10 protein-coding genes are annotated in these 17,624 nt (G+C 50.7%); 9 read left to right on the forward strand and 1 reads right to left on the reverse strand.

Annotated elements, in window-relative coordinates:
• Position 1 precedes the first annotated feature (1 nt).
• A complete protein-coding gene (gene cobA / locus V3C10_11700; GenBank protein WVP64437.1) occupies positions 2–1,540 on the forward strand; it encodes a uroporphyrinogen-III C-methyltransferase in 1,539 nt (512 codons plus the stop codon).
• Between the two features lie 320 nt (positions 1,541–1,860).
• On the opposite strand, the gene V3C10_11705 is transcribed toward cobA, so the two are convergent.
• Complete coding sequence (locus V3C10_11705) at positions 1,861–2,703, reverse strand: PHP domain-containing protein (protein ID WVP64438.1); 843 nt, start codon at positions 2,701–2,703, stop codon at positions 1,861–1,863.
• 204 nt (positions 2,704–2,907) lie between these two features.
• Between V3C10_11705 and V3C10_11710 the strand changes: the two genes are divergently transcribed.
• The 8 genes from V3C10_11710 (at position 2,908) to topA (ending at position 17,503) form a co-directional block, all read left to right on the forward strand.
• Positions 2,908–4,698, forward strand: coding sequence for a VanW family protein (locus V3C10_11710; GenBank protein ID WVP64439.1), 1,791 nt, complete (start codon positions 2,908–2,910; stop codon positions 4,696–4,698).
• A 315-nt stretch (positions 4,699–5,013) separates the two neighbouring features.
• Positions 5,014–8,547 carry a pyruvate:ferredoxin (flavodoxin) oxidoreductase gene (gene nifJ, locus V3C10_11715; protein ID WVP64440.1) on the forward strand — a complete coding sequence of 1,178 codons (3,534 nt, stop codon included), beginning with the start codon at positions 5,014–5,016 and terminating at the stop codon, positions 8,545–8,547.
• Between the two features lie 123 nt (positions 8,548–8,670).
• A complete protein-coding gene (locus V3C10_11720) occupies positions 8,671–9,963 on the forward strand; it encodes a Wadjet anti-phage system protein JetD domain-containing protein (protein WVP64441.1) in 1,293 nt (430 codons plus the stop codon).
• Positions 9,964–9,995: 32 nt separating this feature from the next.
• Positions 9,996–11,330 carry an MATE family efflux transporter gene (locus V3C10_11725; GenBank protein WVP64442.1) on the forward strand — a complete coding sequence of 445 codons (1,335 nt, stop codon included), beginning with the start codon at positions 9,996–9,998 and terminating at the stop codon, positions 11,328–11,330.
• A gap of 83 nt (positions 11,331–11,413) precedes the next feature.
• Positions 11,414–12,340, forward strand: a complete 927-nt coding sequence (locus tag V3C10_11730) for an alpha/beta fold hydrolase (GenBank protein ID WVP64443.1) — start codon at positions 11,414–11,416, stop codon at positions 12,338–12,340.
• A 318-nt stretch (positions 12,341–12,658) separates the two neighbouring features.
• Positions 12,659–14,200, forward strand: coding sequence for a YifB family Mg chelatase-like AAA ATPase (locus tag V3C10_11735; GenBank protein WVP64444.1), 1,542 nt, complete (start codon positions 12,659–12,661; stop codon positions 14,198–14,200).
• 59 nt (positions 14,201–14,259) lie between these two features.
• Complete coding sequence (dprA, locus tag V3C10_11740; GenBank protein ID WVP64445.1) at positions 14,260–15,411, forward strand: DNA-processing protein DprA; 1,152 nt, start codon at positions 14,260–14,262, stop codon at positions 15,409–15,411.
• Positions 15,412–15,421: 10 nt separating this feature from the next.
• Positions 15,422–17,503, forward strand: a complete 2,082-nt coding sequence (gene topA / locus V3C10_11745) for a type I DNA topoisomerase (protein WVP64446.1) — start codon at positions 15,422–15,424, stop codon at positions 17,501–17,503.
• Positions 17,504–17,624 lie beyond the last annotated feature (121 nt).

A 17,624-nucleotide genomic window follows, 5' to 3' on the forward strand; every position in this document is an offset into this window, starting at 1 on the left:
GATGAAAAAAAGATTATATGACAGTAAAGTATATCTGGTAGGAGCGGGACCCGGCGATGCCGGGCTTCTGACCGTGAAGGGCAGGGAACTCCTTAAGGAGGCCGATACGGTTATTTATGACGCCCTTGCCGGAGACGGAATCCTGGGATGGATACCGGAAGAGGCGGAACAGATTTATGTGGGAAAAAGGAGCGGATGCCACTCCAGCACCCAGGAGGAAATCAATAAAATTCTGGTGGAGGAAGGGAAAAAGGGCCGTCTGGTAGTCCGTTTGAAGGGCGGCGATCCCTTTGTATTCGGCCGCGGCGGAGAGGAGGTGAAGGCGCTTCTTGAAAATCATATTCCCTTTGAAGTGGTGCCTGGAATCACCTCCGCGGTGGCGGTACCCGCTTACTGCGGAATACCGGTGACACACAGGGGAAAGGCTTCCTCTTTTCACGTCATCACGGGACATTCTGAGGCGGGAAAGGAAGGTTCTGTCGATTATGAGGCTCTTGTAAAAACCGGAGGCACCCTGATTTTTCTGATGGGGGTGGGGGCGGCGGAAGAAATCTGCGGCGGGTTAATCCGCGCCGGTATTTCGGAAGAAACTCCCGCCGCCTTTCTCCAGGAAGGAACAACGGCAGGACAAAGGAAGGTGATTTCTACCGTTTCCAGACTGGCGGAGGATGGCAGGGCCGCCGGAATTAAACCGCCTGCCATCATGGTGATAGGAGAAGTATGCTCCCTTGGCGGCACATGTTCCTGGGCTGAAAACAGGGCTCTTTCGGGCAGAAAAATCCTTGTTACAAGGCCGGAGAGAAGGGCGTCCGGCATGACCGGAAGACTGCGGGCCGCCGGGGCCGAGGTGGTGGAACTTCCGTCCGTAAAGACAGAGCTGCCGGAAGACTTAAGCAGTATTTACCGGGCGCTTGATAAGATTGACAAATACGGATGGCTCGTCTTTACAAGCCCGAGCGGCGTAGAGTTGTTCTTTGAAGTAATGGCGGGACGTAAGATGGATATCCGTTCCCTTGCCGGAATTAAAATCGCGGTAATCGGGAGGGCTACGGGAGCAGTCTTAGAGGAACGCGGCCTGTATCCGGCCTATATGCCAAAGCGCTATTATGCAAAAGAGCTTGGAGAAGGGCTGGTTACGAGGGCTGCCGGTGAACGCATCCTGATTCTGCGTGCCGAACAGGGTTCCCCGGAGCTGACACGGCCGCTCAGGGAGGCAGGTGTTTCCTATGACGACACCGTTCTTTACAGAACCGTCATCCCGGGAGAAAATGCCCAGGCAAAACGGGTGAGACAAAAACTCGCCGTTCATGACTTTGACTATGTTACCTTTACAAGCGGCTCCACCGTCAGGGGATTTATGGAGAATCTGAAGCCGGAACATGAATGGCTTTCGGGATTTAGGGCGGTGTGCATCGGGGAAGAGACTAAGAAGGCGGCCGCCGCCTGCGGGATGGACTGCATCACGGCGGAAATACCGACAATGGACAGCATGGCGGAACGCATGGAAGAAGACGCCGGAAAAAGCACCGGAAGAAGTTAGTCTCTGCGCGGCATGTGCATCCCCGCGGAGCGTCTTTAATTCATGGGAAGTAATTTCCTATGACATAAGAAAGAGTCTGCTAAAGCAGGCTTTAGCTTGTCGACAAACTATATTTTTTATATATCAGGAGTTTGAGGGTGTAACCCTCATTTCAAATCACGTAGGTGGAATTCAGTTCCGCCGTAGTGCTGAACTGCCGATTTCTAGGGGCGTTAGCCCTTGCGCGAGGAAATCGGCAGTTCTTCCTTCGGTGACTAGAATTTATGGCGTTATGCCATGAATTCTACAGAGTGGCGACTTTGTCGACACTCTAGAGTCTGCTAAAGCAGGCTTTTTCTTATGTCGTCCAGCAGCAGGGAGGATACGCGGAGACCGCCTCTTCCGAAGCCGATGGAAATGTCCGGTTTGTTGGAGCCGTGGAAATCCGAACCACCGGTGGGAAGGAGGCCGTACCGGAGGCACATTTCCTTAAGGCGCATGCTGTCGTTCTGGGTGTGTGAAGAATAGTAGACTTCAATCCCCTTGAGGCCCATGTCCTTCAACGCCTCGACCATTTCGGCGGTTTTGGCCCAGCCGAGCTTATACTGGACCGGATGGGCCAGTGCGGGAAAACCGCCGGCTTCGAGAATCAGCCTGACCGCATCGGACGGGGCGATGGTCTTTTTCTGGGGACAGTATTTTTTGCCGTGTTCCAGATACCTGCGGAAGGCCTGATCCATCGTGCTTACATATCCGGCCTGCATGAGGGCGCGGGCAAAGTGCGCCCTTGTTATGACGGCGCCGTCGTCTCCGCCGTTTAAATCCTCCTTCGTGATCAGGAAACCGTCCTCCCTGAATCTTGCGAGCATTTCCGCGTTCCGGTTGTCCCTGTCCTTCCTGAGCTGTGTCAGTGTCCCGGAAAGGGAGGGGGAGCGGTGGTTGATGTAAAGTCCGAGAATATGGATTTCTTTTCCATTGTAAATGCAGGACAGTTCCGTTCCGGGAATCACTTCCAATGAAGTTCCACGGGCCGCGGAAAGCGCTTCATCGATACCGTCCGTTGTATCATGATCGGTTAGGGCATAAGCGTCCAGTCCCTGTTCCAGGGCAAGGCGCGTCACTTCCGCGGGGGACAGGGTACCGTCTGAGACGCCCGAATGTACATGAAGATCAATAAATCCCATAAAATGCCTCCTTTAGATGGTGAAAACCGCTTACCAGTATAACATCGTTTTGGTAAAACAGTACAGTTTCCGACACGAAAAGTCAAGAAATAAGTATTTATTTAACGGAAAAAGAAATTTAAGAAATAAGTTATTTTCTTTTCGGATATTTGTGCTATACTGTAGCATGAACGAAACAAGATTAGTATAGACAGGTGAAAGATTATGAGCGATTTTAACAACGGTTCTTCCAGAAGAAGGACATCCAATACGGGCTCTTCAAGGAGAGCGGGCGCCTCCGGCACCAGGAAGAATACACATACGGGCCCCAGAGTTTCCAATACATCGGCCGGGCACAGTTCCATGAGCGGCCATGGCAGCAACCATAATAATAACCATAACAGAAGACGGAAGAAGAACGATTACGATATCACACAGATTCTGATGTACGTGATCGGGGCGCTTATTATAATACTGATCCTGGCGCTTGTGGCCAGGGGATGCCAGAAGGCGAAGACGACGGGAGAGACCGTGGAGTCATCCTCCGGGATTGAGTCGTCCAGTGGAGAAGAGAACCAGATTACGGTAGACGGAGTGGTAATCTCCGGAATGACCCAGGATGAAGCCAGGGATGCGATACTGAAGCAGTACAACTGGGGCATGAAAGTGAAGTACCAGGATAAAGAAGCCTCGGTCAGCAACATCCTGCTTGAAAAAGTGAATAACCTTCTGGAGGAAATCTATGCGGGGGACATGCAGACGGCCCATGCATACGAGATAGATGCGGAAAACCTGATGGAAGCGGCTAAGGCGGAAGCGGCCCTCATCGCCGGCAACTGGAACATGGTAGCCAAGAACGGCGGTATTTCAGGATACGATAAGGATTCCGGCAAGTTTACCTTCTCAGAAGGCACAAACGGCCTTGTCATCGACCAGGAGAAGCTGGCGGAGGACATGGTTGCGGCGGTTCAGAAGAAGGAATACAGCGCCGTGATCGAGGCCAGTGTCAAAGAGGTTTCCCCGGAACTCTCCGCAGCACAGCTTAAGGAAAAATACAAGACGATTGCGACTTATACGACAAAGACCACATCCAACAGCAACCGTAACGAGAATATCCGTCTGGCCTGCAATGCCCTGAACGGCACGATTGTCAATCCGGGACAGGAGTTCTCATTTAACGACACTACGGGCGCGCGTACGGAGGCCAAGGGCTATAAGCCGGCCACCGCGTACCTGAACGGAGAGATCGTACAGGAGCCGGGCGGCGGCGTATGCCAGGTATCCTCTACCTTATATAATGCAGTTATTTTCGCCGGACTGAAGAGCACGGAGCGCCATGCGCACAGCTACGAGCCATCCTACGTAACACCGGGTGAGGACGCCGCCGTAAGTTTTGGAGGACCCGACTTCAAGTTCGTTAATAACTCCAATTATCCAGTTGCAATTAAGACAAGCTTTGCCAACCAGGAGCTGACTATTTCCATATATGGAGTCCAGATTGTCAAGGACGGACAGAAGATCCGCATGGCTTCCGAGAAGAAGGGAACCATCGATCCTCCGGCGCCGACCTATGAGGAAGATCAGACGCTTCAGCTGACGGAAGAGAAGCTGGTGAAAGAGGCAGTGCCGGGCAGCAGCTGGTCCACCTATCTGGTGACCTATGAGAATGGCAATGAGATCAACCGTGAGTTCTTCCACAACAGCAGTTACAGAGGAAAAGCGGCGATTATTAAGAGAAACACATCGGGCGTTGTCATCACTACGGAGGCGCCGACCTTACCGATGGAGGAGATACCGTCAGCCAGCGTGGGTGAGAGCGTTCCGGAACAGGGCGGAGCACAGGGACCGGCAGGTCCTGGTTCTGAGACGACGGAAGCGCCGACAGCCGTATCTCCGGGAGGACAGACACCGGGAGACAACGGCGGCGTAACACCGGGACAGGATCCGGGAGCCAATCCTTCCGAACAGCCGACAAACCCGGTTGTGGATGTTCCGGCAGGCCCCGGGGGGAATTAATTTCAGAACAGCCTGAACGGTATTTTCAGGAACGAAATCTTTTCGATTTGTCAGTTTCCTATAAAAAAGCAGATAAAAAAAGGGGAAATCTTCGTAATTCGAGGTTTTCCCTTTCTTTTTTTAGGCAGATCTGCCGAATCAGGGAATTTTTTGAAAGATGGGGCCGTTTATTGTTTCGAAAATAATACGCAGGAACAATTCAAATTCGTTTGCATTTTAACAAAAAGTTGTTATAATGTTATCAAGTAAGTTTCCCAAATAGGGATTAAACTTATACATTCACTTATCACTTAAATTACAGGAGGAACATTCATTATGGCAAGAAAAATGAAAACTATGGATGGTAACCATGCAGCTGCACATGCTTCATATGCATATACAGATGTAGCAGCCATCTATCCTATCACCCCGTCCTCACCTATGGCAGAGGCTACAGACGAGTGGGCAACCGATGGAAGAACAAACATTTTCGGCCAGACAGTTCAGATTACAGAGATGCAGTCTGAGGCTGGTGCTGCCGGTGCTGTTCACGGTTCCCTTGCAGCCGGTGCTTTAACAACTACCTACACTGCATCCCAGGGTCTGTTACTGATGATCCCGAACCTTTACAAAATTGCAGGCGAGCAGCTGCCGGGCGTTTTCAACGTATCTGCACGTGCAATTGCAAGCCACGCATTATCTATCTTTGGCGACCATTCCGACGTTTACGCATGTCGTCAGACCGGTTGTGCCATGCTCTGTGAATCCAGCGTACAGGAAGTTATGGACTTAACACCGGTTGCACATCTTGCATCCATCAAGGGTAAAGTTCCATTTATCAACTTCTTTGACGGTTTCCGTACTTCCCACGAGATTCAGAAGGTTGAAACATGGGATTACGAGGATCTGAAAGAGATGGCCGATATGGACGCCATCGACGCGTTCCGTAAGAATGCTCTTAACCCGAACCATCCGTGCCAGAGAGGTTCCGCTCAGAACCCGGATATCTTCTTCCAGGTAAGAGAGGCATGCAATCCATATTACGATGCATTACCAGCTATCGTTCAGGATTATATGGACAAGGTTAATGCAAAGATTGGTACCGATTATAAACTGTTTAACTACTATGGCGCTCCAGACGCTGAGCATATTATCATCGCTATGGGTTCCGTCAATGATACAATTGAAGAGACCATTGACTACCTGCTGGCACAGGGCAGAAAAGTTGGTGTTGTAAAAGTCCGTCTTTACAGACCATTCTGCGCAGACGCATTAGTTGATGCCATTCCGGATTCCGTAAAACAGATTTCCGTATTAGACAGAACAAAAGAGCCGGGTTCCTTAGGCGAGCCGTTATACCTTGATGTTGTTGCAGCATTAAAGGGAACAAAATTCGACCAGACTCCAATCTTTACAGGACGTTACGGTTTAGGCTCCAAGGATACGACACCTGCACAGGTTGTTGCCGTATTTGACAACACAGTTAAGAAACAGTTCACGGTAGGTATCGTGGATGACGTTACAAACCTGTCCCTGGAACTGGGCGCTCCGCTTGTAACGACTCCGGAAGGAACCGTTAACTGTAAGTTCTGGGGTCTGGGAGCCGACGGTACGGTTGGAGCCAACAAGAACTCCATCAAAATTATCGGTGACAATACGGACATGTATGCACAGGCATACTTTGACTATGACTCTAAGAAATCGGGCGGTGTTACCATGTCTCACCTCCGTTTCGGACACAAACCGATTAAATCCACCTATTTAATCCGCAAAGCCAACTTTGTTGCCTGCCATAACCCTGCTTACATCCGTAAGTACAACATGGTTCAGGAGTGTGTTGACGGTGGAACATTCCTGTTAAACTGCCCATGGGATATGGAAGCTCTTGAGCAGCACTTACCGGGACAGGTTAAGAAGTTCATCGCAGATCACAATATTAAATTCTACACCATCGACGGTGTAAAACTCGGTATCGAGACCGGCATGGGCCCGACACGTATCAACACAATCCTTCAGTCCGCATTCTTTAAGCTGGCATCCATCATTCCGGAGGAGAGAGCCATCGAACTGATGAAGGCTGCTGCTCAGGCGACATACGGCCGCAAGGGCGAGGATGTAGTTAAGAAGAACTGGGCTGCTATCGATGCAGGCGCACAGAACGTTGTAGAGATTCAGGTTCCTGAAAGCTGGAAGAACGCAGCAGACGAAGGCCTTGAGATGACTCATGCAACAGAGGGCAGAGAAGACGTAGTGAAGTTCGTTAACACAGTTCAGGCTGCTGTTAATGCTCAGGAAGGTAACAACCTGCCTGTATCCGCATTCGTAGATTACGTAGACGGTACAACGCCGTCCGGTTCCTCCGCATATGAGAAACGCGGTATCGCTGTCAATGTTCCTGTATGGAATCCTGACAACTGTATCCAGTGTAACTTCTGTTCCTATGTATGTCCGCACGCTGTAATCCGTCCTGTAGCTCTTACAGAGGAAGAGGCTTCCAAGGCACCGGAAGGAACAAAGACACTTGCTATGACAGGTATGCCACAGTACAAGTTTGCCATCACCGTATCCGCACTTGACTGTACAGGCTGCGGTTCCTGTGCAAACGTATGCCCGGGCAAGAAGGGTGAGAAGGCTCTCGTTATGAATAGTCTTGAGAAGAGCCTCGCAGAGCAGAAGATCTTTGATTACGGCCAGTCACTGGAAGTAAAACAGGATGTAATTGAGAAATTCAAAGAGACTACGGTTAAAGGAAGCCAGTTCAAACAGCCGTTACTCGAGTTCTCAGGCGCATGTGCAGGCTGTGGTGAGACACCATACGCTAAATTAATCACACAGTTATTCGGTGACAGAATGTATATCTCCAATGCGACGGGCTGTTCCTCCATTTGGGGTAACTCTTCACCTTCCACACCGTATACGGTAAATAAAGAAGGCAAAGGACCGGCATGGGACAACTCCTTATTTGAGGATTGTGCTGAGTTTGGTTACGGTATGCTCTTAGCCCAGAATGCAATGCGTGACGGCTTAAAGAAGAAAGTAGAAGACATTTTTGCATCTGCAGAAGCTTCCGAAGAAGTTAAGGCAGCCTGCAAAAACTGGATCGACACATTCGGTTCAGGGGCATTAAACGGTACTGCTACAGACAAGTTAGTTGCCGCATTAGACGGAATTGACTGCCCTGTATGCAAGGACATTGTAAAGAACAAAGACTTCCTCGCTAAGAAATCCCAGTGGGTATTCGGTGGTGACGGATGGGCTTACGATATCGGTTTCGGCGGCGTTGACCACATTCTTGCTTCCGGCAAAGATATCAACGTTATGGTATTTGATACGGAAGTTTACTCCAACACAGGCGGCCAGTCTTCCAAGGCTACACCAACAGGCGCTGTTGCCCAGTTCGCAGCAGGCGGCAAGGACGTTAAGAAGAAAGACCTTGCTTCCATCGCTATGAGCTACGGCTATGTATACGTTGCACAGATTTCCATGGGCGCCGACTATGCACAGACTGTAAAGGCACTGGCAGAGGCAGAGGCATATCCGGGACCATCCCTGGTTATCGCTTACGCTCCATGTATCAACCACGGTATCAAGAAGGGTATGGACAAAGCCCAGACAGAGGAGAAGCTGGCTGTAGAGTGCGGTTACTGGCACAACTTCCGCTTCAATCCGGCTGCTGAGAAGAAGTTCAGCCTTGACAGCAAGGCTCCGTCAGGAGACTACCAGGCATTCTTAAACGGCGAGGTTCGTTACACATCCCTTGCACTTAAGAATCCGGAGAGAGCAAAAGAATTATTCGCTAAGAACGAGGAAGCAGCAAAAGAGAGATATCATTACCTCACAAAACTGGTTACTTTGTACGGAAACGACTAATTATATTATTGAGGGCGGACAGCATTTTGCTGTCCGCCTTTTTCAGATCATGGGAAAGCGCTCCTGTGATCTGAAAAGTCCACTGGACAGGATGCGCACTTGCGCGGGAGGAGGCGGAGAAACATGACGGGAACAGGATATGCGGTTAAAAAAATCATAGAGAAAACGGAAAAGAGCACGGTTGACTGGAAAAAAGGCGCCACAGGCAACCGTAGTTTTCCTCTCAAAGAATATAACGGAACCGATTATAAACAGATTTCCAGGAGCGATTTTGCCTCGGAGATACATTCCCTTGAACAAAGCGGGCTTTTAAAATGTGACTGGTATCAACGTTACAGCGAAGTGAAGGCGGCCGTATACAGGCTGGATGACCTCCCGGAGTTTTACCGGCTGGCCGGCATCAGGGAGAAGTACAGGCGCCTGGATGCTCTCATCAGGTATATTGAATACCAGGAGGGACTGTTCCGGCAGGAATGGCTCAGGAAAGCGCTCGGCGATATGAGGACAGGTCTTCGGGCGGGAAAGATTCCGCCAGAGCTTAAGGCTGCGGAAGAATATCTGAGGGATCGCAACAGTCCGGCAGACCAGTGGCCGCAGGAGGCGGAGCAGTGCGGGAAACTGGAATTGTTCTCCGTCCTCCGGGCGCTGGACCGCCTGGAGGAGCCGGTTTATAAGCGTATTTTCAGCAGCAGTTGCCTGAGGGATATGCTCATCGGCGGGAAGACAGTGAAAGCATCCAAGGTATTTGAAAAGAAATACCAGGACGCCGTCATCTCCTTAGCCGTAGCCTATCACGGGAACGTGGACGACAGCATGGACGCCACGCAGATTCTAAGCCAGCTTAATATCGAAGAATACGCTCAGGAGCTGGCGGTAAAAGGACCTTTAAAAATTGTGCTGGACGGCCGGGAGATCGATATGTCCTGTTTTACCTACGGCACTGTCTTAAACAGTCAGACGCTGAAGTACGGGCATCCGGCAACTCGTCAGCGCATCAGGCGGATTGTGACCGTGGAAAATAAGGCCAATTATGAACGTATGGCTTATCGGGAGGATACACTGATTATCTTCTGCCATGGCTATTTCACCCCGCGCGAGCGTGAGTTTCTGATTCGGCTTCGCGAGACGCTTCAGGGAGGTGGGGCGGTATATTACCACACCGGAGATCTGGATTACGGCGGCATCTGTATTTTCAGGTATAACAGGGAACGCATATTTCCGGAGCTGCAGCCGCTGTTTATGGACGAGGAGCAGTACAGGCGCAGCTTTGACAGGGCGGAACCGCTTGAAAAGGAGAGCCTCGAAAAGCTGAAAAAAATCAGGGAACCGCTGCTGCAGCCCCTGATTGACTGCATTTTGGAGACGGGAATGGGCATTGAGCAGGAAAATTTTCAGGACAACCTTCCAAATCTTTGATATAATAGAGAAAATGAACCGGAGGAACTTAAATGAACCGTTTATTTTCTGATAAAGAACTGAAGCTGCTGATCGTCCCCCTTCTGATCGAGCAGGTTCTGGCCATTACGGTGGGAATGGCCGATACAATGATGATATCTTATGCAGGGGAGGCCGCCATATCGGGAGTCGCTCTGGTGGATTTGATCAACCTCCTTCTAATCAACGTATTCGCGGCCCTGGCGACGGGCGGGGCCGTTGTGTCTTCCCAATATCTGGGGAAGGGCAGTAAGGAGATGTGCAGGGAGTCTGCCGGTCAGTTACTCATTGTGGCCACCTTCATCTCCCTCGCTATTATGGCAGTTGTGCTGGCGGCGAAACGCCACTTTCTGGGACTTCTGTATCCGACGGTAACGGAAGATGTTATGGCCAATGCGGTCACCTACCTGCAGATATCGGCCTATTCTTACCCGTTCCTGGCAGTCTTTAACTCCTGTGCCGCGCTGTTCCGTTCCATGGGCAATTCCAAGGTTTCGATGAAGGTCTCGGTACTCATGAACCTGATTAATGTGGTGGGCAACGCAATCCTTATTTTCGGCTTTTCCATGGGAGTAGCGGGCGCCGCATGGGCAACCGCATTCGCTAGGGGAGTGGCCGCCGTTATTATGGTCCTGCTTCTTCGGAACAGGGAGAATATCATTTATCTGGAAGCAAAATCCCTCTGCCGCCTGAACGGTTCCATGATCCGCAGGATCCTGTACATAGGAATCCCGAACGGGATAGAGAACGGATTGTTCCAGTTCGGCCGCGTGCTGATTGTCAGCATTATCGCCGGATTCGGAACCGTCCAGATTGCGGCCAATGCGGTTGCCAATAACCTGGATAACATGGGCCTGATCTCGGGCATGGCGCTGAACCTGGCTATGGTGACCGTAGTAGGGCGCTGTGTCGGGGCAAAAGATTATGAACAGGCCGAATATTATGTAAGAAAACTGATGAAAATTGCGTATATTGCCGGGCTGGTCACAAACGGACTTGTGGTGCTCGTGATGCCGCTTGCCCTGAAGATCTATTCTTTGACGGCGGAAACGGCGGAGCTGACGCGCATTCTGGTGTGGATCCACTGCATCGGTGCAATCATTATGTGGCCGGTTGCCTTCACCCTTCCAAACGCCCTGAGAGCGGCCAACGATGTGAAAATGCCGATGGTTACCTCGGTCTTTTCCATGATCATGTTCCGGATTCTGTTCAGTGTCATTCTGGGAATCCATTTTAAGATGGGCGTGATCGGAGTCTGGATTGCAATGCTGATGGACTGGATCTTCCGGCTTACCCTGTTTATTCTGCGTTACCGGAAGGGAAAGTGGAAGAAGATGAGCCTGATTTAAGGACGGCGGCGGGACGTGGACAACTTCTGCCCGGATTGGTTATGTGAACAGAGAAAGAATAATACAGACGAAGAGGTGGAGAGATGAACAGCCGGTTTGACTTTTATATTCCATCCAGCGATGGGGCGTCGAGAATTCACGGCGTCCAATGGGTACCATGCGGAGAGGCGAAAGCGACGCTCCAGCTCAACCATGGGATGCTGGAACATATCGGACGGTATGCCGGATTTGCCGGGGCTATGAATGAAAAAGGAATTGCTGTGATTGGCCACGATCATCTGGGCCATGGAAAGACGGCGCGTCCCGGCATGCTGGGAACATTTGCCGATGAAAATGGAGCCGGCTTTGTACTGGAGGATATCAAGCGGGTATCGGATTATGTGGAACGCCAATTCCCGCATCTTCCCCATTTTATCCATGGACACAGTATGGGTTCCTTTTTTGTCAGGCGGTATCTGACACAGCACGGCGGCAATGTGGCAGGGGCCGTCATCATGGGCACGGGAAGCAAGTCCGGACTGGTCCTGAAAATCGGCATGAAGGCGGTACGGTATGCCATAAAGAGAGAGGGGCGTGATTATCACAACGAGACGCTCCACAGTCTTGTGCTGGGCAGTTACAACCGGCCGTTTGAGCCGGGGGAGACAAAGCACGACTGGCTTTCCAGAGATATCAGTGAAGACCGGAAATTTGAGGACGACCCGGACTGCCGTTTTATCTTCTCCAACGGAGCCTATGAAGATTTTTTCCGCATAATGGAGGACTTGAACCGGAAAAAGCAGTTTGAACAGATTCCGAAAACACTTCCCGTCCTGCTCTTGTCGGGAGAACTGGACCCCGTGGGTGACCGGGGGAAGGGCGTCAGGAAGGTTTACAGGGAATTCTGCGGCCTGGGACTGAAGGACGTCACAATGAAACTGTATCCGCAGGCCCGCCATGAGCTGCTCAATGAGTTAAACAGGGACGAGGTTTACGAAGATATTGCGTCCTGGATTTTGAAAAGAAGCTGAGAAACCAGTATCAGAGGAATTTGTGTAGTTTCCGACGGGACTGTTGTATGAGTCTTCGGTCCCGCATCGAAACTAAATTCTGATATTTTTCCTCTATACTCTTGCACCCATCATTGGGATATGATAAAATACGGCATACGAAGTTTTATTTCAATTCGCTGGAACCTTATCAAGGTTCCCCTATTCTATGATTCAAACTATCAGAAGTTCAAATTATCTCAAATATTTCCAATATAAATTCCAACAGCGCATTCTTAATCCTTTCTATATTTCTATCGATTTCATGATTTCTATTATTTCATTTAAGGAGGTCTTTTCGTGTTCAGTAAAATTAACAGTCTGGGAATTCATGGCGTAGAGGGGTTCCCCGTCACGGTGGAGGCCGACGTCAGTGACGGCCTTCCTGGATTTATTATGGTCGGTTATCTTTCGGAGGCCGTCAAGGAGGCGCAGGATCGGGTGAGGATGGCGCTCAAAAATTCCGGTTTTTATCTGCCGCCGAAAAAGGTGGTGGTCAATCTGTCACCCGGTGATATCAGAAAGGAGGGGACTGCCTATGATTTGGCGATTGCGGCTGCGGTGCTCTGCAGTCTCGGCGAAGTGCCGCAGGAAGGGCTTGAGCAGGCGGCTTTGATCGGTGAGCTGGGACTGGACGGCTGTATTAAACCGGTGAGAGGCGTTCTTTCCCGTGTATTCGCCGCCTCCAAGCTGGAAATCCGCCGCTTTTTTGTCCCGGAGGAGAATGTATCGGAGGGGACTGCCGTAAAGGGGGTGGAGATTGTGGGGGTCGGAAATTTAAGGCAGCTTGCTGGAATTCTGAGCGGTACGGTTCCGCCCTGCAGCCGCTTTTTTGACGAATCCCTGTTCCGGGAGATGAACAGTATCTCATACCCGGTGGATTATGAGGAGCTGGCCGGCCTTACCATGGTCAGACGGGCGTGCCAGGCCGCGGCCGCAGGCAGGCATAATATTCTGTTGATCGGACCTGCCGGAACGGGAAAGACGATGGCGGCCCGGAGACTTCCTACTATTATGCCTCCCATTTCGATGGAAGAGAGCATAGAGGTTTCCAAAATATACAGTATCTGCGGGATGCTGAAAAAGGAACAGCCTCTCATCAGGACAAGGCCTTTTAGAAGCCCGCACCACAGCATTACGGCCCAGGCGCTGGCCGGGGGAGGGAGAAACCCGCGGCCGGGAGAGGTGTCCCTGGCCACCCATGGAATCCTGTTTCTCGACGAACTGCCGGAATTTACGCCCGCGTTGTTGGATTTGCTCCGCCAGCCGATGGAGGAACGGAAAATCACCGTATCGAGGATGACCGGTTCGGTGGAATTCCCGGCGGATACAATGATAGCCGCGGCGATGAATCCGTGCAAATGCGGGTTTTATCCCGATGTCGGCCGCTGTACCTGCACGGAACCGCAGATAAGACGTTATCTGAGCCGGATATCGGGGCCGTTCCTGGATCGGATTGACATCGGCGTGGAGGTGCCGAGGCAGCCGCAGGAATTTCCCGGTTCCAGGAAGAAGGGGGAAAGCTCTGCCGTTATGAGGGAGCGGGTCATGACGGCCAGAATGATACAGGAGGAACGGTTTAAGAACGAGAACTGCCGCTTCAACAGTCAGATGGAAAGGCGTCAGACCGAACGGTACTGCGGCCTTAAGAAAGCGGACGAGCGTTTCCTCGGGGAGATATACAGGACGTACGGCCTGAGTGCGAGGGCTTATGAAAAAATTCTTAAAACGGCCAGAACACTGGCAGATTTAGATGAGAAGAAACAAATCACCAGGGAACATCTCAGTGAGGCGGTTTCCTTCAGGAGCTTTGAGAAAAAATACTGGGGATTTAAATTTTAGTCCGGTTTCCAAATCCGGCCGGGACCGGGAAGGCAGGGATATGGACGACAGGCAGCGGAATGAATAAAGAAAGGACGGAAGAAGGGATGGAAAAGAGGGCGGAAGAGAAGAACATGGAGAAGGAAAAGCTTTATCTCTACTGGCTCAGCCGGATAGACGGCATTGGCGCGGTCAAGTCAAAAAAACTTTTGGAATATACCGGGAGTTTTGAAGCAATATATTATATGAAGAAACAGGATCTGGAACAGCTTCCGTTTCTGAAGGGAGACGATGCCAAACGGATAGAAAATGGGAAGTTGTGCCTGGAACAGAGGCAAATCGAGTACGGAGAGCTTGCCGGAAAAGAGATCCGCTTTATTATGGCCGGAGAACCGGAATATCCGCACCGCCTTGAGAATATCTATGACATGCCGATGTGGCTTTTTGTAAAAGGAAGGCTTCCGGATGAACACCAGCCCACCGTGGCTGTCGTGGGAGCCAGAAGCTGTACCTCTTACGGGCGTCAGGTGGCGGAATATCTGTGCAGGGTACTGGCCGAAAACGGGATACAGACCATAAGCGGCCTGGCCCGGGGTATAGACGGAGCGGCTCACAGAGGCACTGTAAATGCACAGGGGGCTTCGTACGCTGTTCTGGGAAGCGGAGTTGACTATTGTTACCCAAGAGAGAATCTGAGCCTTTATCATGTCATTTTGGAAACGGGAGGGGTGCTTTCCGAATACGGCCCGGGGGAAAAACCAACAGCTGGCCATTTTCCTGCGCGTAACAGGATCATCAGCGGTCTTTCGGACGCCGTCATTGTCGTGGAAGCCAGAAAAAAGAGTGGTTCCCTGATTACGGCGGATCAGGCCCTGGAGCAGGGAAAGGAAGTATTTGCCGTCCCCGGGCGGGTGAACGACCTTCTGAGCGAAGGCTGCAACGGACTTATAAAACAGGGTGCGGCGCTCTTACAATCTCCGGAAGATATCCTTGATTTTCTCAGAATAGATTGTAAAAAATCCCTAAAACTCGTGAAAAGATCAATAAAGACGCTTGCCAAGACGGAAAAAATGGTGTATAGTTGCTTAGATTCACAACCAAAACATGTAGAAGAACTGATTAGAATGAGCAAACTGCCGACAGGGGAATGCATGGCGGCGCTCTTAAAACTAGAACTGGACGGATTTATTTTGCAGCCTGTCAATCAATACTATGTAAGAAAATTGGAGTAGGAGTTTTGTTATGTCAAAGAGTCTGGTAATTGTGGAGTCACCGGCAAAGGTGAAGACAATTAAAAAGTTCCTGGGAACAAATTATGAAGTGGACGCATCGGGAGGACATGTAAGAGATCTTCCAAAGAGCACACTGGGAATAGATGTGGAGAATGATTATGAACCGAAGTATATTACCATCAGAGGTAAGGGGGATATACTGGCAAAGCTCCGCAAAGAAGTGAAAAAAGCCGATAAGATTTATCTGGCGACTGACCCTGACCGTGAGGGGGAAGCGATTTCCTGGCATCTGGTAAAGGCGCTGAAATTAGATGAGCTGAAAGATAAAAAAGTGTACCGCATCAGCTTCAATGAGATTACAAAGAATGCGGTAAAGGCATCCCTCAAGGAGCCCCGTGAGATAGATATGAATCTGGTGGATGCGCAGCAGACCAGACGAGTTCTGGACCGTATGGTGGGCTATATGATCAGCCCGATTCTCTGGGCCAAGGTCAAGAGAGGACTGAGCGCCGGACGTGTCCAGTCCGTGGCACTCAGGATGATATGCGACCGGGAGGATGAGATCAATTCATTTATTCCCGAGGAATACTGGAACCTGGAAGCCGAGCTGAAGGTTCCCGGCTCCAAGAAGAAACTGACGGCCAAGTATTACGGCAGCGGCAGCGGAAAGAAGACGATCGGCAACAAGGAAGAGCTGGATCAGATTCTGGCCGAACTGGAAGGCAAGCCGTATGAAGTCAGTGAAGTGAAATTGGGAGAGCGCGTGAAGAAAGCTCCGATTCCGTTTACCACCAGTACCCTGCAGCAGGAAGCGTCAAAGGCGCTCAATTTTTCCACACAGAAAACCATGCGTCTGGCGCAGCAGCTCTATGAGGGAGTGGACGTCAAGGGTCACGGCACGGTAGGTCTCATTACTTACCTGCGTACCGATTCCACGCGTATCGCGGCGGAAGCGGATATGGCTGCAAGGGAGTATATCAAAGCCCAGTATGGCGGCCAGTATGTGTCCGAGGAGACGACGGCGAAGAAGACGGACGCCAAGATTCAGGATGCGCACGAGGCAATCAGGCCCACCGACATTGCGATGACGCCTGTTCTTGTCAAGGAATCCCTTTCCAGGGATTTATTCCGCCTGTATCAGCTCATCTGGAAACGTTTTACCGCGAGCCGTATGAAACCGGCCGTATACGAGACGACATCGGTCAGGGTGGCGGCGGGAGAGCATATCTTTACGCTGGCAGCGTCCAAAGTGAAATTCGACGGCTTTATGTCCGTTTATATACAGGAAGAAGATAAAGAGGAGAGCAACGCCCTGACGGAGAAGCTTGAGAAGGGAATGAGCCTGGAACTTGTGGATCTCGACAGCAGCCAGCATTTCACACAGCCGCCGGCGCACTATACGGAGGCATCCCTCGTCAAAGCGCTGGAAGAGCAGGGAATTGGGCGTCCCAGTACCTATGCTCCGACGATTACGACAATTATTGCGAGACGCTATGTGGCGAAGGAGAATAAAAACCTGTATGTCACGGAGCTTGGCGAGGTCGTGAACGGAATGATGAAAAAGGCGTTCCCAACCATCGTGGATACCGCCTTTACGGCGAACATGGAATACCTGCTCGACAGTATCGGTGATGGAAATATGCCGTGGAAGACGGTTGTAGAGAATTTTTATCCGGATCTGGCCGAAGCGGTGAAAGAAGCGGACGTAAAACTCGATACTGTCAAAATTGCCGATGAAGTAACGGAAGAAATCTGTGAACTCTGTGGCAGGAACCTTGTTATCAAATACGGTCCCCACGGCAAATTCCTGGCCTGTCCGGGATTCCCGGACTGCAAGAACACAAAACCGTATCTTGAAAAAATTGGTGTAAAGTGTCCGAAATGCGGCAAGGAAGTTGTAATCCGAAAGACCAAGAAAGGCCGTAAATACTATGGATGTGAGGATAATCCCGACTGTGATTTCATGTCCTGGCAGAAGCCGTCCATGGAGAAATGTCCGGAGTGCGGCGGCATGATGGTGGAGAAAGGAAGCAAGCTTCTCTGTACAAATGAGGCCTGTGGATTTGTCAAAACGCTTAATGAGCGTCCCTAATTATTAAAAAAATTTAAAAAACCAGAAAAACTCTTGTTATTAATCTGAAATCGTGTTAAAATTTGTACATGATAGCAATAATTTCTAACGATACAAAGATTAAGCAAAGGAGGTAACTGGT

Origin of the sequence: [Clostridium] symbiosum (assembly GCA_036419695.1) — a bacterium.
Taxonomy (GTDB): Bacteria; Bacillota; Clostridia; order Lachnospirales; family Lachnospiraceae; genus Otoolea; species Otoolea symbiosa_A.

Coding starts and splice junctions, on each gene's coding strand:
- cobA (WVP64437.1), top strand. CDS start 2: ATGAAAAAAAGATTATATGACAGTAAAGTATATCTGGTAGGAGCGGGA.
- V3C10_11705 (WVP64438.1), bottom strand. CDS start 2,703: ATGGGATTTATTGATCTTCATGTACATTCGGGCGTCTCAGACGGTACC.
- V3C10_11710 (WVP64439.1), top strand. CDS start 2,908: ATGAGCGATTTTAACAACGGTTCTTCCAGAAGAAGGACATCCAATACG.
- nifJ (WVP64440.1), top strand. CDS start 5,014: ATGGCAAGAAAAATGAAAACTATGGATGGTAACCATGCAGCTGCACAT.
- V3C10_11720 (WVP64441.1), top strand. CDS start 8,671: ATGACGGGAACAGGATATGCGGTTAAAAAAATCATAGAGAAAACGGAA.
- V3C10_11725 (WVP64442.1), top strand. CDS start 9,996: ATGAACCGTTTATTTTCTGATAAAGAACTGAAGCTGCTGATCGTCCCC.
- V3C10_11730 (WVP64443.1), top strand. CDS start 11,414: ATGAACAGCCGGTTTGACTTTTATATTCCATCCAGCGATGGGGCGTCG.
- dprA (WVP64445.1), top strand. CDS start 14,260: ATGAATAAAGAAAGGACGGAAGAAGGGATGGAAAAGAGGGCGGAAGAG.
- topA (WVP64446.1), top strand. CDS start 15,422: ATGTCAAAGAGTCTGGTAATTGTGGAGTCACCGGCAAAGGTGAAGACA.